Source organism: Bacteroidota bacterium, assembly GCA_016213405.1.
Classification (GTDB): domain Bacteria; phylum Bacteroidota; class Bacteroidia; order Palsa-948; family Palsa-948; genus Palsa-948.
In genome coordinates, this window is the sequence record JACRAM010000012.1 from 21,069 (window position 1) to 42,304 (window position 21,236).

The 21,236-nt window shown below is 37.1% G+C and carries 14 protein-coding genes and 1 tRNA gene; 6 read left to right on the plus strand and 9 right to left on the minus strand.

What is annotated here, in order from left to right; translation table 11 throughout:
* Positions 1-125: 125 nt before the first annotated feature.
* The 5 genes from HY841_01650 to HY841_01670 all read left to right on the plus strand — a co-directional run bounded on the left by HY841_01650 (position 126) and on the right by HY841_01670 (position 8,891).
* The gene (locus HY841_01650; protein ID MBI4929437.1) at positions 126-1,178 is read left to right on the plus strand and encodes a hypothetical protein; all 1,053 of its coding nucleotides are present in this window, start codon (positions 126-128) and stop codon (positions 1,176-1,178) included.
* Positions 1,179-1,279: 101 nt separating this feature from the next.
* Positions 1,280-1,570 (plus strand): helix-turn-helix domain-containing protein, encoded by a 291-nt coding sequence (locus HY841_01655; GenBank protein ID MBI4929438.1) that lies wholly within the window; start codon positions 1,280-1,282, stop codon positions 1,568-1,570.
* Positions 1,567-3,537 (plus strand): PriCT-2 domain-containing protein, encoded by a 1,971-nt coding sequence (locus HY841_01660; protein ID MBI4929439.1) that lies wholly within the window; start codon positions 1,567-1,569, stop codon positions 3,535-3,537. Before HY841_01655 ends, HY841_01660 begins: the two co-directional genes overlap by 4 nt.
* 891 nt (positions 3,538-4,428) lie before the next feature.
* The gene (locus HY841_01665) at positions 4,429-6,330 is read left to right on the plus strand and encodes a site-specific DNA-methyltransferase (GenBank protein ID MBI4929440.1); all 1,902 of its coding nucleotides are present in this window, start codon (positions 4,429-4,431) and stop codon (positions 6,328-6,330) included.
* Positions 6,331-6,332: 2 nt separating this feature from the next.
* Positions 6,333-8,891: a DEAD/DEAH box helicase family protein gene (locus tag HY841_01670; protein ID MBI4929441.1), complete on the plus strand. Its 2,559-nt coding sequence runs from the start codon at positions 6,333-6,335 to the stop codon at positions 8,889-8,891.
* 80 nt (positions 8,892-8,971) lie between these two features.
* On the opposite strand, the gene HY841_01675 is transcribed toward HY841_01670, so the two are convergent.
* Positions 8,972-9,043, minus strand: a tRNA-Glu gene (locus HY841_01675).
* A 118-nt stretch (positions 9,044-9,161) separates the two neighbouring features.
* Positions 9,162-9,854, minus strand: coding sequence for a hypothetical protein (locus tag HY841_01680; GenBank protein MBI4929442.1), 693 nt, complete (start codon positions 9,852-9,854; stop codon positions 9,162-9,164).
* A gap of 85 nt (positions 9,855-9,939) precedes the next feature.
* Between HY841_01680 and HY841_01685 the strand changes: the two genes are divergently transcribed.
* On the plus strand, positions 9,940-12,330 hold the full coding sequence (locus HY841_01685; GenBank protein ID MBI4929443.1) for a T9SS type A sorting domain-containing protein: 2,391 nt from the start codon (positions 9,940-9,942) through the stop codon (positions 12,328-12,330).
* Here HY841_01685 and mtgA read toward each other — a convergent pair whose 3' ends face one another.
* From mtgA to HY841_01720, 7 genes are all read right to left on the minus strand, one after another.
* On the minus strand, positions 12,331-13,047 hold the full coding sequence (gene mtgA, locus HY841_01690) for a monofunctional biosynthetic peptidoglycan transglycosylase (protein ID MBI4929444.1): 717 nt from the start codon (positions 13,045-13,047) through the stop codon (positions 12,331-12,333). It abuts the gene before it with no gap.
* Between the two features lie 36 nt (positions 13,048-13,083).
* Positions 13,084-14,055, minus strand: coding sequence for a PorP/SprF family type IX secretion system membrane protein (locus HY841_01695; GenBank protein MBI4929445.1), 972 nt, complete (start codon positions 14,053-14,055; stop codon positions 13,084-13,086).
* Positions 14,056-14,065: 10 nt separating this feature from the next.
* Positions 14,066-14,860, minus strand: a complete 795-nt coding sequence (locus HY841_01700) for a gliding motility-associated C-terminal domain-containing protein (GenBank protein ID MBI4929446.1) — start codon at positions 14,858-14,860, stop codon at positions 14,066-14,068.
* Positions 14,857-15,582 (minus strand): tetratricopeptide repeat protein, encoded by a 726-nt coding sequence (locus tag HY841_01705; GenBank protein ID MBI4929447.1) that lies wholly within the window; start codon positions 15,580-15,582, stop codon positions 14,857-14,859. Before HY841_01705 ends, HY841_01700 begins: the two co-directional genes overlap by 4 nt.
* Positions 15,583-15,584: 2 nt before the next feature.
* Entirely contained in the window at positions 15,585-17,816 is a 2,232-nt protein-coding gene (gene purL, locus HY841_01710) for a phosphoribosylformylglycinamidine synthase subunit PurL (protein ID MBI4929448.1), read from the minus strand.
* Between the two features lie 75 nt (positions 17,817-17,891).
* Positions 17,892-19,976 (minus strand): DUF2225 domain-containing protein, encoded by a 2,085-nt coding sequence (locus tag HY841_01715; GenBank protein MBI4929449.1) that lies wholly within the window; start codon positions 19,974-19,976, stop codon positions 17,892-17,894.
* 52 nt (positions 19,977-20,028) lie between these two features.
* Positions 20,029-21,147 (minus strand): glycosyltransferase, encoded by a 1,119-nt coding sequence (locus HY841_01720; GenBank protein ID MBI4929450.1) that lies wholly within the window; start codon positions 21,145-21,147, stop codon positions 20,029-20,031.
* Between the last annotated feature and the right edge of the window lie 89 nt (positions 21,148-21,236).

Sequence of the window (21,236 nt, forward strand, 5' to 3'; positions counted from 1 at the left end):
AAAATAAAAAAACACAAGAAACAGCATTGTATTGAAAAAAAAGCAAAAAAAGAAACATAGAAACGAAAAAAAGAAACAGAAATAAAAAACTAAAAAAAAGAAAATCCAAAAATAAAAAATTTAAAATGCTTAGAAAAGTTGATAAGCCAGACCAATTTGATGAGTTTATGGAAGCAATCATGCTTCTTGGCAAAGCATCAGTTGAAAATTCTAAGTATTACGAAACAAAAAGAAAAACACTTTACACAGAATTAGAAAAACTTAAAACACCAGAAGAAAAAATAAAGTTTTTGGAAAACGAAAAAATAAAAAACCATGACGACCTAATTGAAAAAAAGAAAAAATATTACAATAATGAAAATGTAAACATGGTAAGTATTGAACATTTGTATAAAAGGTTTGATAAGGAAATTTCAGGCGAGATTGCTAAATATGAACCTTTAATAAAAACAAAACAAAAAAATACAATGAATCCTCTTTCTAATGACGAAATTATTTCTTCTGGTCTTTTAAATAAAGCAATAGAGAATCATAAATTCTATTTAGATGAAAAACAAAAACGATTTCAGGAATTAAAAAAGAGAAAAACATACTATGAAAAATGCGAATATTTAATGACGAACAAAGCAAACCTAATTGAACTTGCACAGGAACATCAAAACGAAATATTAAAAACTTCAACCGCAGACGAAAGGGCTTATGATATTGATGTAATGGCAGGAGTGTTGGAAAGATTAAAATACGAAAATGAATCCTTATTACAGGAATACAAACCCTTCCTTGCTTTAGAAATCGAAAATAATAAACAAAAAGAAAAAAAGGAAAATTCAGAAAACGAGAAAAATAAAAATGCAGATGAATTAGATTTAACGGAACAAATTTTACTTATCAGTTATTTGCAGGACGAGGGATTATTTGTTAAACGCAAACCACAGCAAACCGAAAAAAATATACAGGATTTAATTGCACTTCTTTTGAACCAAAATTATGAAACTATAAAATCAAAATTTCAAGATATTAAAACCATAAAAGAAGGTAGAATTACCTCCGCACAAGCAAGACATAAAATAAAAAATCTAAAAAATATTTCCGAAATTTTTAAAACAATTAGCGCAGATAATACCTACAAAAAAATAAACGAGCGAATAACAGAATTAGAAAAAATTGCTAATTCTTAACTCATTTTTTCTTTTCTTAAAGTTCGGGGCTACCCCGAACCCTACCCCCGCAGTTAAGCAGACATACCTTTGGCAAAGAATTTCAAAAAATACTTTGTCAAATGGAAAACCAATTAATCGTTACCCTGAAAGTTGATGAACTGAAAGGAATCATCAACGAAAGCGTGTCAAACGCTATCTCAAAAATCCCACACCAACCCAAAGAAGATGATTCTTTGTTACGAAGAAAAGACGTAGCAAAATTATTTTCTGTTTCGCTTGTAACTATTTCCGCATGGATGAAAAGTGGAAAGTTGCCGTATCACCGCATCAATTCCAGAATCTTCTTTAAAAGGAAAGAAGTAATGGAAGCAATGCAATCCACACAAAAATATAAACGCTTACATAAATGAAAAAGCCCCATCTCGACAACGGGGCTTCAATCACGGAAAATAATTTTCCTTTGGAAATTCAGCAAGACAAAGGTAAAGATTTCCCGATTAACGCCAAGCCGTTTGTTTCCATTTATGAAACAGTAACGGATTCGGCCCCGAAACAAATTTCCATTTACGAAGCCCTGAGTAAAGTTTCTTCGGGCGAACTGGAAAAACAAATACTTGCGATACGCGAATGTAAAATCAAAGAAGAAAGAGATAAACTGAAACGGAACTTACCTTCTATTACTGTTTCGGGAACTTTCAGCAAGGGACACGCGAAAGAAAACATTACAGAGCATAGCGGATTAATTCAAATTGATTTTGATTCGGTAGAAAATCCTGCCAAGACGAAAGAAATTTTTAGGAATGATGTTTTCACATTCGCAACCTTTATCAGCCCATCGGGAACAGGTGTAAAAGTTATTGTAAAAGTTTCTCCTGAAAAACATTCTGAAAGTTTTTTGTTACTGAAAAAGTTTTATGCAGAAAAATATGGTCTAAAACTTGACGAAAAATGCAAGGACGTAAGCCGTTTGATGTTTTTAAGCCATGACAAAAATATTTTCGTCAATCCGAACTCTGTTTTATTCGATTCTGTTAGCCGAGATGTAGAAAAAATTATTTTGCATATAGAAAAAAATAAAATTGATATTAGCCCTGATTATGATAACTGGTTAAAAATTGGCTTTGCTTTTTCTTCTTACTTTGGAGAAACAGGAAAAAACTTTTTTCACCGCATAAGTAAATTTTATACGAAATACTCTTTTTTAGATTGCGAAAAACAATATAATAACTGTTTGCGGGAAGAAAAAACCGCAAAGACGCAAGAAAAACGAGGGGTTTCTATAAAAAGTTTCTTCGCAATAGCAAAAAGTTTCAGTATAAACATTTCTTCAGAAACGAAGAAAACAAAACCAGAAGAACCAGAAACAGAAAAGACAGAAGAAACAACAAAAGGAAGAAACGAAACAAAAACTAAAAACGAAACATCAAAGTTTTTTCTTGTAGAAAAGTTTATCAGTAGTCGTTACGAAATTCGATATAACGAGGTATCAAATGAAGTAGAATGTAAAACGAAAAATGAAACAGAGTATAAAGCCCTAAATGAAAATAATCTTTTCAGAGAACTACAATTAAACAATATTTATTTCCCGCAAAACAATTTACTTGCTTTGCTTCGTTCTGATTTTGTTTCGTCCTATAATCCAATAAAAAAATATTTTGATGAATTGCCTGAATGGGATAATACTACCGACCACATCAAAAAATTATGCAGTTATATCACAGTAAAAGACCAAGAAAGATTCAACAGGCAGTTCAAAAAAATGCTTGTTCGCTGTATTGCTTGCGCCCTGCATGGTATTTTCAATAAACACGCTTTTATCTTAATTGGCGGGCAGAGTAGCGGAAAAACAACCATTACACGCTGGTTATGTCCGCCAAAATTGAAAAACTACATGGCGGAAAATATTTCTACTGATAAGGACAGTTTAATTGCGCTATCAGAAAATTTTTTCATCGTACTGGATGAAATTGCTTCCCTGCATAAGACGGAACAAACCGCGCTGAAAAGTGTTTTCACGAAAGACAAAATAAAAATCAGGCGACCATTTGACCGAAAACCAACTGTAAGTATACGAAGGGCAAATTTTATCGGTTCAACAAATAAATATGAATTTCTAAATGATGAAACTGGCTCTGTGCGCTGGCTTTCTTTCGTGATTGAAAAAATTGATTTTAATTACTCACAGGAAATAAATATTGATTTGGTCTGGGCGCAGGCGTACACACTTTTTAAAAGCGGATTCAAATACGAATTAACGCTTGATGAAGTATTTGAAAACGAAAATTCAAACTCCGAACATCAGCAAACTTCAGTCGAAGTGGATTTGATTCAAAAACATTTTGCACTGCAACAAAAGAGGGCTACGATAAATATTTAACGGCAACCGATATTCTTAGTTGTCTTGCCCAGCAATATCCGCATTTATTAAAACAAAGCAATAAAATAGGAATCGGGAAAGCACTTACCTATCTCGGTTTCAAAAAAATTTCTTTTCGGGAAGCGAACAGGCAACCGAAGTACGTTTATTATATAAAAATTGTAGAAGCACTACCTACACTTACTACAATAACGCAACACATTCAAACTGATAATTTAGAGATGTAGTAAGATATATTTATTTTATCTTACTACATCTAACTACTTACTACTATATGACATTTTTTGTAGTCAGTAGTAAGAGTAGTAAGAGGTTTCCGCATCGTTACAACAACGCTACAACACCGTTACAACATGGCTACAACATGGCTACAACATGGCTGCGGACTGGTTAAATAACGTAAAATAACAGTTGCAACACAGTTAATAATGTCTGTAAATCTTTAACTGCTCCTTATCCTTATCAAATCAAATCTTCAAAAATTCAAATCTTCTTCAAATCATTCCCATATCTTTTCCTTGACTTTATCATGTCGGTTGTAGAAACGCCTTGATACTTCTTTGATACTTCCTTGATAATGCTTTAATAATCCTGAAAGCACACGCCTTACTTTACTTTACAAAACTTATCCGTGAAAAGAATATATTTGCTCTCAACAAAAATAAAAACCATTAAAGTATAGAAACATAATACAGTTCAAATAAAGAATTTGCGTTAAGCCAATTTTCGTATCAGGAAACTGCTAATTTTCAAAGTACACGAAAGAAAGGTGAAACGCTCACGCAATGCGTGGGCTTTTGCTTTTTTCGTGTACTGGGATAGCAGTCCCTCTGATACGGATTAGTAGAATGTCCCACGCAGGTTTTTTTGTGGCTGCTAACACAAAAAAATATGACTGAACTTATTTGGGAAGGAAAGTACAAGGACAATAAAAAAGTTGCGCCTGTACGGATTGCCCTTCCATTTCAAACGATTGAAACAGTAAACGAGAGCGCACAGCAACGGCAAAAGACACTTGATTTTTTCGCAAGCGGAAAAACTACCGAGTGGCGCAACCGACTTATTTGGGGCGACAAAAAATATGTTCTCCCTTCTTTGTTGCCAGAGTTTGCAGGAAAAGTAAACCTCATTTACATTGACCCTCCGTTTAATGTTGGTTCTGATTTTTCTTTTACCGCTACAATTCCCGATAATCCTGAAACAGAACAAGACGAAACAATTTCGTTTACAAAAGAGCCAAACGTTATAGAACAAAAAGCATACAGAGATACTTGGGGTAGAGGTCTTGACAGTTACTTGCAATGGTTTTACGAAACAATATTATTGTTGAGGGAATTACTTTCTGAAAACGGAAGTATTTATGTTCATCTTGATTGGCGTTTGGCTCATTATGCTAAAACGGTTTTAGATGAAGTCTTTGGCTACGAAAATTTCAGAAATGATTTACGATGGAAAAGGCAACCAGTAAGAGGTGCAAAAGCAACAGGTAATCAATATGCAAGAAATTCTGATATTATTCTTTTCTATTCTAAATCTGAAAAATATATTTGGAATAACGCATACAAACCTTATGACCCTAATTTTATTAAGGAAAAATTTAGACCTGATAAAAAAGGTCGTTTATATCGTGATTCAGATTTAGGAGATTATTCGGAAGAATCCATTGCTGAATTTGAAAAGCAAGGGAAAATATATCTCACAAAAAATGGCAATAAAAGATTGATTCGCTTTCTTGATGAAGAAAAAGGTGAAGCACTTGGTGATATGTGGGTTGATATTCCAGAAGTAAATTCACAGGCAAAAGAAAGAGTAAATTATCCTACACAAAAACCCGAAGAACTATTAGAAAGAGCGATTAATGCAAGTAGTAATCAAAATGATTTAGTCTTAGATTGCTTTTGTGGAAGTGGAACTACTGCAACTGTTTCTGAAAAATTAAATCGCAGATGGATTACTTGCGACTTAGGTAGATTTGCGATTCACACAGCAAGAAAAAGATTTTTAGAAATAAAAGATGTAAAACCTTTTGTAGTACAGAATCTCGGCAAGTATGAAAGGCAACAATGGGTGCAGGCAGAGTTTGAAAATACAGAGAACCGCACCGCACAGGAAAAAGCATATCGCAATTTTATTCTCGACCTCTATCACGCAAAATCCATTACTGGCTATGTATGGTTGCACGGCTCAAAGGCAGGTAGAATGGTTCACATTGGCAATGTGGACTCCCCTGTTTCAAATGGAGATGTAAAAGCAATCGTTCAGGAACTTTGGAAATCAGTTGGCAAAAAATCAGATATTAAAAATAACGGAATAGATATTCTCGGATGGGATTTCGCATTTGAACTGAATGAAACCGCAAAAGAATTTGCTTCAAAAAATAAAGTTGATTTGAAATTCAAAAAAATTCCTAACGAAGCGTTGGAAAAGAAAGCAGTTGAACAGGGAGATGTAAAATTTTATGAGTTGGCATATCTTGATGTGAAGGTGAAAAAAGAAAAGAAAAAAATTTCCCTCACGCTGAATAATTTTGTTGTCCCGCCTGACGATATACCAGAAGAGGTCTTGAAAAACATAACTCATTGGAGTCAATGGATTGACTATTGGGCTGTGGATTGGAATTACGGCAATGATACATTTCATAATGAATGGCAGAGTTACCGCACAAAACAAAATTCAAAAATTGAATTGAGCGCAACAAATACCTACGAGAAAACAGGAAAATATACTGTGATTGTAAAAGTGATTGATATACTCGGAAATGATACAACAAAGGCAGTAGAAATAGAAGTATAAAAATGGGAAGAAAGAAAAAACAAATAGCAAACGCTCCTGAACTATTTAATATTCAGGAACGGCTTTCAACTGCGCCCTGTGTTCCTGCAATCCGCAGTGAAATAAAAAAATGGAGAGATAACGGCTACAAAGGGATTACAGATACTACCAGAGAACTATTGAATTACTGGTTTTATACTGACCACCCGAACCGTTTTAAATATCACCTTGCCCAACAAGAAGCGATTGAAACGCTGATTTACATTTACGAAGTAAAAAAGATTCGCACACGAAAAGAGTTGCTTGAAAAATATGCTATCAATCAAAAGGACTTGCGTTTGCCTCCTTATGACAATTTTGCTCGGTACTGTATTAAAATGGCAACTGGCAGCGGAAAAACAAAAGTGATGTCATTAGCAATCGCTTGGCAGTATTTTAATGCAGTAAGAGAAGATGAAAAAGAATACGCAAAGAATTTTTTGATTATTGCCCCGAATATAATTGTGTTTGACCGATTGAAAACTGATTTTGAAAGTGGACGTATTTTTAAAACCGACCCTCTTTATCCCCGACACTTTGAACTATTTTGGAATTTTGATTTTTATATGCGTGGAGATGGAGAGCGTACTAATAGTGATGGCGGATTATACCTTACAAACATTCAGCAATTTTATGAAAGAGATAACGGAAAATCGGATGAGCCAGATGTTATGACACAAATGCTCGGCAGTAAACCACCCGCAAGCAAATCTGAAATATCCGATTTCGCAAGCAGAATAGTTAAGCGCGATGGATTAGTAATGCTATTGAACGATGAAGCGCACCACACACACGAAGAAGATAACGAATGGAATAATTTTATCCGCACACTTAACGAGAAGAAAACACTTTCAGCGCAAGTAGATTTTTCCGCTACTCCACGATATTCTAAAGGTTCTCTTTTCGCTTGGACAATTTTTGATTACCCCCTTAAACAAGCAATAGTGGACAGAATAGTTAAACGTCCGATAAAAGGAATTTCAAAAATTGATGAAGCAAAATCTACTACTGCAAGTATCAGATACAAAGGATTCTTAACCGCAGGGGTTGAGCGATGGAAAGAATACACAGAGCAACTTTCTCCCCTAAAGAAAAAACCGATTCTGTTTGTAATGATGAACAATACGGATGAAGCGGATGAGGTTGGCGACTGGTTAAAGACGAAATATCCTTCGCATTTTGGAGGAGATAAAACACTTATCATTCATACTGATAAATCAGGGGATGTATCAAAAAAGGATTTGGAAGAAGCGAGAAAACTTGCTCGTGAAGTAGATGATGAAAAATCACCTGTGAACACAATTATTTCCGTGCTAATGCTTCGTGAAGGTTGGGACGTGCAGAATGTAACAGTAGTAGTAGGATTGCGCCCTTATTCAGCAAAAGCAAACATACTTCCAGAGCAAACCATCGGCAGAGGACTTCGCCTTATGTTCAGGGGATTAGTAGATGATTACCAAGAGCGTGTAGATATTATCGGCAATAAGGCATTTATGGATTTTGTTTCCGAACTTGAAAGATTAGAGAATATAAAATTTGAAACCTATGACATCGGAAAAGACAAATTAAAGATTATCACCATTGAGGCAGACGAAAAAAAAATAAAAATGGATATTGGTATTCCCGATATTTCGCCTTTGCTTGAAAGAAAAAAATCTTTAGCGGATGAAATAGGAAAACTTGACGTAACAAAATTCAATATTCCAAAACTTCCTTTGCGCGGAAAAGATATTGAGGACTTAAAAACTTTTATTTATGAAGGGAAAGACATTTTAACCGATGAAAAATTATTTGAACGTACATACACCATTCCACCTGTACAAACTCCAGAGGAAGTAATAGGATATTATGCCCGCAGGATTGCTAAGGATATTAAATTGCCTTCGCAGTTTGCCTCACTTGTACCGAAGATTAGAGATTTTTTTGAAGTGAAAGCATTTGGAAAAAAAGTTGATTTGAATGATGAAAATGTAATAAAGGCAATGAGTAGCAACGTAGCAAGTTTTGTAGTCATAAAAGAATTTGAAAAAGCATTACGAGATATTGTTGTAGAAGTAAGAACACCCGAACTCATAACAGAGAAACGGCAACTATCTTCAACCGCACCTTTTCCGTTCTCTCGTTTGGCGTATGAATCAAAGAAAACAGTATTTAATTACGTTGCTTGCAGTAATGAATACGAAAGAGACTTTGCAAAATTTCTTCATGGCGCAGGTGATGTAAAAGCATTTGCAAAACTCCCAGAGCAATTCGGATTTTGTATTCAGTACACCGATAAGTTGGCAAACATCAGAAATTACTATCCTGATTTTATTGTTGTCTTAAAAGACGGCTCACATTGGATTGCAGAAACGAAAGGCAGGGAAGACGTAGAAGTTGCGTTAAAAGATAACTCTGCGCTTCTCTGGTGCAAGAACGCAACGGAACTCACAGGAACAAATTGGAATTACATTAAAGTTCTGCAAAAAGAGTTTGAATCACTCAACCCAAGTGAGTTTGAAGATTTGAATGTGCTTTCTGCACAGACGGAAATAGAGTATTAAAGTCATTAAAAGTGTCCCCCATAGTGTCCCCTATAAAACAAAAAACTCCCAACTTCGATATGAAGTTAAGAGTTTATCAGTAGCCCGTAGGGGAATCGGACCCCTGTTTCCAGGATGAAAACCTGGCGTACTAACCCCTATACGAACGGGCCATTAAGAAATTTAGGATTATGGATTTGCGATTTAAGAATTATATTGCAAATACAAAATCTCTATAAAAGAACGGGTTGCAAAACTAAAAAAAATATCTTATGCAGTGGAAGAACCAGATTACTCAATCTTGTCTGAATCTGCCTGAAAACGGAAGCCGAGGCGCTTGCCTGTTTTAATGCGCATGTTTTCGCTGGTCTCCAGAATTTGTGAAACGCTTACTTCCTGCATTTCGTCAAAGGGAGGTGTGAAAAGATCGAAGTCGAGCGCGTAAATAATTGCTGACTCAACAATATTTTTCAATGCCTGTCGGTCTATAACCTTATTCGGAAAATCGTTGTAGAGAAAACCGAGCTGGCGTTTTCCTTCTACAAAATAATGCAGTTCGTTATTGATGAAGAGGCGGGCAATCATATAGCCCACATCGTTCACGCGGTTGTATTTGAATGAATCTGCCAAAAAATTATAGATGTATATCATTCCGCAAAAAGAGCGCGTTGGATGGTCGCGCACATAGGATGTTTTCCACATCGGGTGGCTTTTGTCAAACTCGAAAATATTTGTGTGCATGTGAAAGAACAACACATCGCCCGCCACTTTCAGTTCTATTTCATAGGGACCTTTTTCCCTGTAATCAACGAGGATCCGCTTGTCGATTTTTTCGGCATCGCGTTTCAAATCAGCTACCACTTCTTTTATCACTTCTTTCATTTCTTCGAACACTTTTATGTTCTTATAAAAAACATCCTGCTTGAGAGAAGATTTTTCCTTCAGCACTTTCAGTATCAGTTCTTTGCCTGTTGGTTTTGACATAACACAAAAATAAAGATTATTTCTATCTTTACCCTGTTGGATATAAAAAAAATCCTGTACGGTTAACTGACACAAATTCCATATCATGAAAAATCTTTCTACTTTATTCGTTCTTATTCTTGTGTCTGCAGTTTGTTTTTCACAGATAACACACAAGAGCATTCATCAGGAACAGTCGGAAACCTATTCAAAATATAATTTCACATCCGAAAAAGAATGGGATGCATTACGAGTTGCTGAGAGCGAAAAATCTTCTGAACTTAAAAAAAATGAAACGCCTCAGATATGCACGCTGAACAAAAGAGTTTTCGGATGGAATCCTTACTGGGCGGGAAGCGCGTATAACAATTACCGGTGGAATCTGCTTTCGGACCTCTGCCATTTTTCGTATGAAGTAGATGCCGCTACAGGTAACGCAATTTCCACTCACGGATGGGCAACGGATGCTGCAGTGACCACAGCGAAAAACAACGGAGTGAAGATTCATCTGTGTGCAACACTATTTTCAAATCATGCTACCTTCCTGACAAACTCTACAGCAAAACAGACTTTCATTACCAATATGATAAATCTTATGCAGTCGCGCGGAGGGAACGGTGTGAATATAGATTTTGAAGCAGCGCCCGCTTCACAAAGCGCGAACATTACCGCTTTTATGATCGATCTATGCAATCAAATGCATGCTGCAAATCCAAACTATGAAGTTTCCATCGCCCTTCCATCCGTTGACTGGAGCGCGGTTTGGGATGTGAATGCCATGAAAAATTATGTTGACCTGTTCATCATCATGGGCTACGATTATTATTACAGCGGAAGCGCCACCGCAGGACCCTCTGACCCACTTTATAATTTTCAAACTTCTTATAACTATACGCATACAAAATCCATTTCATATTATTTAAACAAAGGTGTTCCGAATGCAAAACTTTTGCTGGGGCTTCCTTATTATGGGGAAGAATGGCCGACCAGCGCTCTGACCATTCCATCTGCGACAACCGGAACCGGTTCTGCCCGTTTTTTTTACCAGGTTAAAGCAAATTCAAACGGATATTATTCCAACCCGCAATGGGATGCAAACAGTTATTCCGTTTACTACGCATTTAACAATGGAGGAAACCGGCAACTTTTCCTCAACAGCGGATATAGTCTGGGAAAAAGATTTGATGTTGTGAACCAATTTGGCATAGGAGGAATCGGCATCTGGGCGTTGAGTTATGATGACGGATATACGGATTACTGGGATAAAATCAGAGATAAATTTTCTGACTGCGGAACAGTTGCCTGCGTGGATACTATTTTTGACATGGGCGGACCCAACCGAAATTATTACGACAATGAAAAATATACTTACACCATTGCTCCAACAGGAGCAACTTCTGTTTCACTTGTGTTCAGTTCATTCAGCACAGAAGTAAATTATGATTCTCTTTGGATTTATGATGGCACTTCAACCGCTTCGCCTTTAATTGGAAGTTATACAGGAACAAATTCTCCTGGCACAATTAATTCAACAGGAGCAGCACTAACACTTCGCTGGAAATCAGACGGGTCAACTGTTAACTCGGGATGGAAAGCTACCTGGAACTGCGCATCATCTCCACCGTCAAATCTTTCTGTCACGCAAAATAATTGCCCGAGCATCGGAGTTGTACTCAACTGGAACAATTCCGGCAACGGATGGTTTGTGGATGTTACTGACGACCCGACTTTTACCAATTTCTGGAACAAGGATGTTTCTTCGATTACTACAATCGGGTGTCCGGGCGGGTTTGCAAATATTAATGTGCCGACCAATTATCTGCAGTTCAAACCCAATACAATTTACTATTGGAGAATATGGAATGGAAGCACCTATACAAACGGGACAAGTTTCACTACGCCAGTTTGTGCAACTACTGATACAGTCTGCTCAGGAACATTGGATGATTCAGGAGGACCCTCTGCTTCCTATGGAGGGAATGAAGATTACACGTATACCATCGCGCCTGTGTTTGCCACTTCTGTTTCAATAAATTTTACAAGTTTTGATTTGGAAAATGGTTATGATTCTCTATACATTCATGATGGAACTTCAACTGCTTCTCCTTTGATTGGCGGATACACAGGCACAACTTCTCCGGGAACAATCAATTCAACAGGTGGTGCACTCACCGTTCATTTTGTTTCTGATCCATTTGTGAACAATGCTGGATTTACTTCCACATGGACGTGTGTGCAGAATACAGGATTGGAACCGGTTATCGGCAATCAGTTGTCGGTGGAGGTTTATCCGAATCCTTCTCACGGGGAGTTTACTGTTTATGGTTTACGGTCTACGGTTGACTTAGAAGTGTATAATGTTCTTGGAGAAAGAATATTTTTCAAAACTACAAACAGCAAACAAGAAACTGTAAACTTGAGTGGAGCCAGTGGAATTTATTTTCTGAAATTAAAGAACGAACAGAGTGAAAAGATTTTAAAACTGGTGACAGAATAATTATTTTTTCTCTTTCTCTTCTTCATCAAACTTTAACTCCCCGAAGTTTTCCATCTGCCCTAAAATCCATTGCTGCCTCCTTCGCACATAAGGTGAAGGATTTTTTACAGAGAATTTTTTAGGAGCAGGGAGAACAGCCGCTAACAAAGCTGCCTGCTCACGCGATAACTTTTTCGCAGATATGTGGAAAAATTCCTGCGAGGCAGCTTCGGCTCCATACACTCCATCGCCAAACTCAATCACATTCAGGTAGGCTTTCATTATTCTTTCCTTGTTCCAGAAAAGTTCTATCATGAAAGTGAAATACACTTCAAATCCTTTTCGAATCCAGTTTCTGCCATCGTAGAGAAAAACATTTTTTGCCGTTTGCTGGCTGATGGTGCTGGCTCCGCGCTTGCGCTTGTGATTTTTGTTATGCTTCACAGCTTTTTCTATCGCGTCAAAATCAAAACCATTATGTTCCAAAAAATTCTGGTCTTCAGAACAAACAACTGCTAATAGGAGGTTGGGAGAAATTTCTTCCAACGAAACCCAATCTTTTTTCAGTTTTACCTCGCGCTTGCTGTCAAACATTTGCTCCACGCATTGCACCAACATGAAAGGCGTGTATGGAATCGGAATCCACCGGAATAAAATTACCGACACCACACTGATGATGAAAAACCATTTCAGAAATCTGAGAAAGAAACGCCAGATTTTTTTCAGAAAATTTTTCATTAAAGAGATTGCTTCGCTCGCAATGACGAGTTACAATTAGTACTGAAATGTCGGACACTCGGCTGTGCGGTAATGCCCTCCCCCCTGATCGCTGCCGCCATAATAAGGGGAAGGAGAAAGCCCGACCATGAGTTCCTGCGAGTTTGCAAACCCAATCCGGTAAGGCGCAATGGTGTAATCGTAGGCAATGCCAATCACTAATTTATCATAGCGGAACTGCACGATGCCTGCAACTGCATCAAGATGGCGGTAAGATATTCCTACAGCAAAATTTTTATTCAGATAAGCGAGCATATTGTAATCTGTCGATGGCAAAGAGGAGAAATTATATTTCAGATGAAGAGATTGCATAACAAGCAAATGAGGTCGCGCCCACCACTTGCGCGAAGCAGTAAAATAAAGATGAGGAGGAAGTTTTGCCGGAGAACCCACCCTGTTTCCTCCCTGTTTCACTTTGTATTTGTACAATTGCTTTACTGACAAATCAAACGTCCATGTGCTGTTATAAAATTTCACGCCAGGAATAAAATCAGGATAAAGCCATAGGTTTTTGCTGTTGAGGGCAGGGTCATTAATGTCTGTTATTCGAAAACCATACCTTCTCACTCCTGCTGCCAGTCCAAATGCAATGTAGCCGAATCGCATCAGGCGCAAGTGGTATGTGTAAGAGCCATAAAAATCATCTGTCTTAATAATGTTTCCCATATTATCACCTTGCCAATAAGCACCTACTCCGTGAAATCCACGGCTGAAACTTGCTTTCTTGCCAACAAGCATATTATAATTAAAAAAAGAAGTCGTGGGAGAATTTGGAAAACCCACCCATTGCCTCCGCACACCTGCAAGCACTTCAATTTTGTTGTTTGAAATTCCGCATGCAGCGGGGTTCAAGCCGTAATTGTTGAGCATGTATTGTGTGTACTGAGGAGTTTGCTGAGACATGGCACATGGCATATGACATATGGCATATGGCAAACAGCAAATAATAATAATTAATTTATACTTCATGATTTCATTTTTATCTCATGATGGTTACGCTTCCGCTTTTAGAATTTTTTTGCTTGTCATCTTTTTCCTGATAAAAGAAATAATAATATACAGCAACAGGAACGGAAATGCCAAGATAACTTTTTCCATTCCATGGTTCATAGGTACCGCGTTGTTCATGAACGCGTGTTCCCCAACGGTCAAAAACAATCACATGGGCATTATCAAAATATTGTGCATTGGAAATAAACCAAGTATCGTTAATTCCGTCCCCATTCGGAGTGAAGTACGGTTCAGGAGTTACAAAACATTCGGTTTCTGTAAGCGGGTAAGAATATGTAACAGAACAATTATTTGCATCAGTAACAACTACGGAATAAACTCCTTCTCCAATACTTGTGATGCTTTGATTTGTACTGCCTGTGCTCCATGAAAATTGATAAGGTGCAGTTCCTCCTATTGGAATGAGAACAATATGACCGTTACTTGTACAAAAGGGCGATTGAATGTCTGCATTGTCAGCAAAAGGTGTCGGACCTACTACATAAGATGCTGTTGAACTGCTTCCTATATTATCAGTTACCGTAATAGAATAAGTTCCGGGAGAAATTCCTGTTATAGAAGAAGTTGTTTGCAAATCAGGAAGCCACTGATATGTATAAGGCGTTGTGCCTCCAGAAACAATAACAGATATGCTTCCATTTGATGAATCAGGACAGGTTGCATTTGTTACAGAGGGAGTAATGGCTAATTGCGCTAAAGAAGAAATAGAACTAAGAATGATGAAACAGAAAACAAGAAATAAATATTTATTTAATGCACTCATTTACAAAATATATTACTGAGTTCCTCCGCCTTGATGCTTCCTATTTCAATTGCCTTTTTTAAATCCTCGCAGGCGGATTGTTTTTCATTGTTCATGTATTTCACGGTTGCCATGCCGATATACGCTTCAATATGCTTTGGATTCAATTCAATTACTTTTTTATAATCATCAATTGCCTCGTAATAGCTTCCGCTCACATCCTGCCAGTAGGCGCGGCTGTAATACGCTTCAATATAATCAGGTTTTAATTTTATTGCTTCGGTTAAATCTTCCACAGCATCTGCGTAATCCGACATATAGGCCTCTGCAATGGCCCGGTTATAAAATGATTTTGGATTCGTAGGATTCAGTTCTATCGCTCGGCTTAAGTCTTTTACTGCTCCTATATAATCTTCATGTGATGCTTTTAGAATTCCTCTGAATGAATGTGCATCAGAATATTTCGGATTAATCTTTACTGCCTTGTTAAAATCGGAAGATGCATTTTTCATATCGCCTGTTTTGAGATACGCAAGTCCTCTCAAACAATAGGCACTGTCAAAATCGGCTTTCAGGGAAATTGCTTTAGAACAATCTTCAACCATTCCTTTGAAGTCCTTTACCTCTTCTTTCTGTTTGGCGGATTTTAAAAGAGAAGAAGGAGTATCCTGGGAAAAGGAAATTAAAAAAGAAAAAATAAAAAATAAAAATAGAAGAAATAATATTTTAAAAAAATATTTCAAGATTATTTCAATAGATTTTCCAGCGAAATGTTGTATAAATTTTTTGCTTCTTCAACTTTCAGAAATATTTCTTCATCTATCACCATTTCATCTCCCATCACCGTTCCGAGAGAACTGAAATCCACATCGCGTTCCATCATTTCATGAAGAAAATTGTCTTCATCTCCAGGACGAACCGTCACTACTATCCTGCTTTGCCCTTCTCCGAAAAGAAAAGCATCTGTGCGGATGGATTCATCGGTGCTGATGTCAAATCCGAACCCTGAGTAAATAGAGGATTCTGCAAGTGTGATAAACAACCCACCATCAGAAATGTCGTGTGCTGATTGAATAAGATTTTTCTTTATCACTTCTTTCACAGCTTCTTGAACTTTGAATTCTTCCTCCAAATTAAAATATGGAGCCGGAGAAAGTTTCACTTTTTGGTAAGAATAAAGATATTCAGAACAGGAAATATTATCACGCATTTCTCCTATGAGATAAATCAAATCTCCTTCCTGCTTAAAGTCAAGAGTCATTTTATTTTTCTTGTCAAGTATTCCAAGCATTCCGATTACAGGCGTTGGAAAAACAGGTCCTTCATAAGACGACTGGTTATAGAAACTTACATTTCCCCCAGTAACAGGAGTATTAAATTTTTTGCAAGCCTCTCCCATTCCTTTTATCACGCTCACAAACTGCCAAAATACTTCTGGGTTGTACGGGTTGCCGAAGTTCAAACAGTTTGTAATCGCAAGTGGTTCTCCGCCAGAACAGACAATATTTCTTGCCGCCTCTGAAACTGCTATGGCTGCGCCCATTTCAGGGTCGGCATAAACATATCTTGAATTGCAATCAACCTTAAACGCAAGCGCACATTCCGTTTCTTTCAAGTTAACAATCGCAGCATCAGATGGAGAATTGGTACTTTGATTCACCGTGCCTACCATCGAATCATACTGATGATACACCCAGCGCTTGGAACAAATATTCGGATGAGAAAGCAAAAACTTTCCTGCTTCTATTAAATCTTTTGGCTCATTAATTTTTTCTGCAGAAAACTTTTTCGCCTCGGAAAAATAAGCGGGTTCTTTTGATTCGCGCGAGTAAACAGGAGCTCCTCCACCAAGCACAAGCGACTCAGCAGGAACATCTGCAATTAACTCTCCATCCAGAAAATATTCTAACCTTTTTGTATCCGTAACAACTCCAATTACAGCGTAAGGAATATCCCATTTGTCAAGAATCTGCTCAACAATTTTTTCTTTTCCTTTCTTTGTTACCATCAGCATTCTTTCCTGCGATTCCGAGAGAAGAATTTCCCATGCAGCCATATTTTGCTGGCGGAGCGGGACTTTGTCGAGATAAATTTTCATTCCATGTTCTCCTTTTGCCGACATTTCAGAAGTGGAGCAGGTAATTCCCGCAGCACCCATGTCCTGCATTCCGATGAGTGCACCTGTCTTCGCCACTTCAAGTGATGCTTCCAATAAAATTTTTTCCTGGAACGGATCTCCCACTTGAACAGAAGGCAAGTCATCAGCAGAATTTTCTGTAATGTCTTTTGAAGCGAAAGCAGCACCGTGAATTCCATCCTTGCCTGTAGCGGATCCAACGATGTAAATTTTATTGCCAACTCCATGCGATGTCGCAGAAACAGTTTCACCCACTTTAACAATTCCAGCACTCATCGCATTCACAAGAGGATTTACATTGTAGCATTCGTCAAAATAAACTTCCCCACCAACAGTAGGAATTCCAAAAGCATTTCCGTAATCACCAATCCCTTTCACAACACCTTTCACCAGCCACTTTGTTTTTTCGAGCTGTAAATCTCCGAAGCGCAAAGAATTTAATTGTGCAATCGGGCGCGCGCCCATGGTAAAAATATCGCGATTGATTCCTCCTACGCCAGTTGCCGCACCTTGATAGGGTTCAATCGCAGAAGGATGATTGTGTGATTCTATTTTGAACGCGCAGGCAAGCCCGTTTCCAATATCAACCAATCCAGCATTTTCCTCTCCTGCTTTTGCCAGCAAATTTTTGCCTTCACGCGGAAGTGTTTTCAGCCACTTAATAGAATTTTTGTAAGAGCAATGCTCACTCCACATCACGGAATAAATACTGAGCTCCGTAAAATTTGGGTTTCTGCCAAGAACCTTTTTTATTTTTTCAAATTCTTCAGGTAGAAGTCCGAGTTCTTTTGCTGTTTCTACAGTTACTTCAATTTCTTTTTCTTTCACAAGTGCTGACATAGTTATTGATTCCAAAAATTGAAAAGCCAAATATAAAATTTTGGGAAATAAAACTTCACACCAGTTACTAACATATTATACTCTGATTCCGATTATCAGAATGTCATCCACCTGCTCACGGCTTCCCTTCCATTTTTCAATTGTATTGTCAAGAAGTTTTTCCTGTTCTGGCATTGTGAGATTAGCATTGGCTAGCAGAAGCTCTTTAAAATTTTTGCTCATGAGTTTTTTTCCATTCGTTCCTCCAAACTGGTCGGAATAACCATCGGAAGAAATATAAATCACGTCTCCATTTTGCAGATTCAAAGTATGATTTGTAAATTTTTTGTCCTCGTTTGCTTCCACACCTCCTATGGGAAATTTATCAGCTTTAATTTCTTTGAGTGTGCCATTCGAAACCAAATACAGTGGACGGTGAGCACCAGCAAATTCTATACTATTATTTTCATTAAAACAGCAAAGTGCTATGTCCATTCCATCTGCTTGTTTCTTTTGCTCTTCCTGTTTGAGAACATTACGAACTCCTTTATGAAGCTGATTTAATATTTCTGCAGGCTGAAGTATTCCGTTCGTAAGGACAATCTCATTCAACAGGTGATTGCCGATGATGCTCATGAATGCGCCAGGCACCCCGTGTCCTGTGCAATCCACCGCAGCGATAAATCGTTTTCCGTTTTTTTCAGCGAACCAGTAAAAATCGCCACTAACAATATCACGGGGTTTGAAATACACAAAGGCATCAGGAAATAATCTGTATTTAATTTCTTTTTCGGAGAAAACTGCTTCCTGAATTTTCTGTGCATAGTTGATGCTATCGGTTATGTCTTTGTTTTTCAGGTCAACAATTGTTTTCTGCACAGCTAATTCCTCGCTTGTTTTTTTCTTCGCTTTGTATTCCTTCCAAATCATGAATGCCATCGCAAGGAAAATAATCATTCCGATAAGAGATGAAAACAAAAGCACGCGTTGAAGTTTGATGTCAGATGCCTGTTTTGCTATTTCTAAATTTTGTAATTCGATTTGTTGTTCTTTTTTCCCGGTTTCATAGAGCGATTGCATTTCACTCACTTGCTTAATACTTTCTTCTGAAGTTAAGCTGTCATTCAAATCGTTATATTTCTGATTGTATTCAAACGCTTCTTTATATTTTTTCAAACCAGCATACGCTTTTGCCAGAATGTTGTAAGAACTTTTTTCCTGAGCCCTGTAATTTACTTCCCGGGCAAACATCAGGGACTTTTCCGCATAATACAAAACTGAATCATAATTTTTTTCTTCTAAAAAAATATCTCCAAAAGTTGTATACGTTTCCGCAATCCGCACTTTTTGATTTGCCTCCGAAAAAATCGCAAACGCTTTGCGGACATATTGCTTTGCAAGAATCGGGTCATGATTATTTGAATAGGCAATGGCGAGATTTGCGTAAAGGATGGCAAGGCCTTCTCGTTTACCTGTATTTTTCAGAACATCCAAAGCGCTGAGAAAAAAACGGAGAGACAGTTTATGATTTTTCTTGTAGCCATAGAGCGTACCCATATCGCTGTAGAGAATAGCAGTTTGAATAGTGTCCTTAACTTCCCGATATAAATCCAGCGACTTTTGAAAAAAACTCAGCGCCTGTTCGTAATTCTGCTGGCGATTGTACACCCAGCCAATATTCCTATAGCACATCGCGATTCCTTTTTTATTGCCTAACTTTTCATTTATTTTCAGTGCATTGAAATAATTTTCCAACGCGTGCTGATAATCGGAAAGCCACCAGTATATATCACCGATTTTATTCAGCGTGGAGGAAACATTTTTCTTGTCATTGATTTCATTATAGGCTTTGAGAGCTTTATTGAGATAAGAAATCGCTTCGCCATATTTCGAATTATTTTCAGACAATTTTCCGAGATAAAAATTACTCTCAGCTATTCCTTTTTTAAAAGATAATTTTTCAGAAAGTGCTAAGCTTTCCTTAATGTATGATTCAGCTTTTGTAGTGTTATCATCAACTAGTATTGCAACAACTTCAAGAAGAGTGTTGATGCGACCGGTATCTTCTTGAACAATCTTAAGTTTTTGTTCAAGAGAATCTATTCGTGATTTTTGAGCAAAAGAAAAAACTCCAATAACGAATATGAAAGATGTTAAAGTGATGGTTTTGTTCAGAAGCATCGCAATAGAAAATTTGTCAAGGATAAAAGTAAGTATTTACCAGAGAAGGTGTTCAAAGAAATTGGGAATATATCTCATTCAAAATATATTCCTCATTCTGCCAGCAGAATTCTTTTGAAGCAAGAAGACAGTTTTCTTTCCACATTTTTCTTATTTCGGAATCATTCAGCATGAAAATTATTTTTTCAGCAATGTGTTTAGGGTTATGATTTTCAACCATCTCTCCAATTTCGTGTTTATCAACTATTTTTTTGATCTCAACAAGATTGGAAGCAAGTACAGGAACCCCTGCATGGACAAAATCAAAAATCTTATTCGGGAGACTGAATCTGTAATTAATATTCGTGTCTTTGTCGAGAGAAATTCCCAGATCTGCATGTCTGGTATAATGCTTTAATTCATCAAATGGCACTTTCTTTTTAAAAAGAACTTTTTCATTTAGGTTTAATTGTAAAGCTTTTGCTTTTACTTTTTCAAGTATATCTCCATCACCGACAATCAAAAGCACGGCATCATTTACATATTGCATAGCTTCAACCGCTTCGAGCAGCCCTCTGTCCACATTTACCGAACCCTGATAAAGAATTATTTTTTTTTCTTCAGGAAGCTGTAATTCTTTTTTTGTTTTCAAAACTCTTTCTTCATTTTCTATGAGCAATGGAAAATTTCTGACCACTTTGACATCAACACCGTATGCATCTTTATATAATCTTGCTATGGAATCATTCACCGTATAAATGCTTTTCAGTTTTGGAAAAATCCTTCTCTCTATCCTTTTCCAAGTTTTTTTCGCAAAAGCTCTTCCTTCCAACTCGGGAACTCCCGTAAAATATTCGTGACTATCGTGAACAAGTTTACTTGATTTAAATTTTGATGCAAGATAATTTGCAAGAAGCGCATCCAAATCGTTTGCGACTAAAACATCCGCATTATGAAAAAGCAGGTAAAAAAATAATCTCAGGTTATATTCAGCATAGAACATTGGCCCGCTATCAAAAAAAAGAAACAAACGTTTCGTTTTATAAGGGCGATTTTCTAAGGGAAAACTGTTTCTCCTTAATCTGCCGACAAGCATTACATCAAAACCAAGATTTAAAAGAAACATACAAACCTTGTGTACACGCTGTTCTGAAGTGAGGTCGTTGGTAACGGAAAGAATAACCTTTTTCATGGTTTTAAGAATTACGAATATAGGCGAATTACGAATAATACATTTGATTTTCCTTTTTCAATCTCACATTATCTTCTCTCTTATCTTTG

Coding starts and splice junctions, on each gene's coding strand:
- HY841_01650 (MBI4929437.1), top strand. CDS start 126: ATGCTTAGAAAAGTTGATAAGCCAGACCAATTTGATGAGTTTATGGAA.
- HY841_01655 (MBI4929438.1), top strand. CDS start 1,280: ATGGAAAACCAATTAATCGTTACCCTGAAAGTTGATGAACTGAAAGGA.
- HY841_01660 (MBI4929439.1), top strand. CDS start 1,567: ATGAAAAAGCCCCATCTCGACAACGGGGCTTCAATCACGGAAAATAAT.
- HY841_01665 (MBI4929440.1), top strand. CDS start 4,429: ATGACTGAACTTATTTGGGAAGGAAAGTACAAGGACAATAAAAAAGTT.
- HY841_01670 (MBI4929441.1), top strand. CDS start 6,333: ATGGGAAGAAAGAAAAAACAAATAGCAAACGCTCCTGAACTATTTAAT.
- HY841_01680 (MBI4929442.1), bottom strand. CDS start 9,854: ATGTCAAAACCAACAGGCAAAGAACTGATACTGAAAGTGCTGAAGGAA.
- HY841_01685 (MBI4929443.1), top strand. CDS start 9,940: ATGAAAAATCTTTCTACTTTATTCGTTCTTATTCTTGTGTCTGCAGTT.
- mtgA (MBI4929444.1), bottom strand. CDS start 13,047: ATGAAAAATTTTCTGAAAAAAATCTGGCGTTTCTTTCTCAGATTTCTG.
- HY841_01695 (MBI4929445.1), bottom strand. CDS start 14,055: ATGAAGTATAAATTAATTATTATTATTTGCTGTTTGCCATATGCCATA.
- HY841_01700 (MBI4929446.1), bottom strand. CDS start 14,860: ATGAGTGCATTAAATAAATATTTATTTCTTGTTTTCTGTTTCATCATT.
- purL (MBI4929448.1), bottom strand. CDS start 17,816: ATGTCAGCACTTGTGAAAGAAAAAGAAATTGAAGTAACTGTAGAAACA.
- HY841_01715 (MBI4929449.1), bottom strand. CDS start 19,976: ATGCTTCTGAACAAAACCATCACTTTAACATCTTTCATATTCGTTATT.
- HY841_01720 (MBI4929450.1), bottom strand. CDS start 21,147: ATGAAAAAGGTTATTCTTTCCGTTACCAACGACCTCACTTCAGAACAG.